The sequence below is a fragment of the Massilia sp. CT11-108 genome (assembly GCF_047302915.1).
GTDB lineage: Bacteria > Pseudomonadota > Gammaproteobacteria > Burkholderiales > Burkholderiaceae_D > Telluria > Telluria orientalis.
Genome location: NZ_JBKYMO010001256.1, coordinates 1 through 443, shown reverse-complemented (window position 1 = coordinate 443; position 443 = coordinate 1). Strand labels below are relative to the sequence as shown.

1 pseudogene is annotated in these 443 nt (G+C 73.8%); it reads right to left on the bottom strand.

What is annotated here, in order from left to right:
- Positions 1–443 (bottom strand): annotated as a pseudogene (locus ACEN88_RS34295) (hypothetical protein); the annotation flags it as partial.

The window sequence follows — 443 nt, the reverse complement described above, 5'->3', positions numbered from 1 at the left end:
CAGTTCGCGCAGCGCCGGCGGCAACGGGTCGCCCGGCACGACGTCGTGGCCGGTGCCGGCGCGCCACAGGCTGCGCAGTACCATGCGGTTTTCCGTCAGGGTGCCGGTCTTGTCGACGCACAGCACCGACGTCGACCCGAGGATTTCGATGGCCGCCAGGCGCCGCGTCAGCACACGGCTGCGCGCCAGGCGCCAGGCCCCGATCGCGGGGAAGACGGTGAGGATGACGGGGAACTCGGCCGGCAGCACGGAGATCGACAACGCCACGCCCGCCAGCAGCGCGTCGAGCCAGTCGCCCGAGCGCCAGCCGAGCAGCAGCACGAGCAGCAGGCTCACGGCGAGGCCGAGGATGGCCAGCCGGCGCGCCAGCAGGCGCGTCTCGTGCTGCAGGCGCCCGGACGGCGGGCGGATCGTGCCGAGCGCTGCGCCGATGTGTCCCAGCT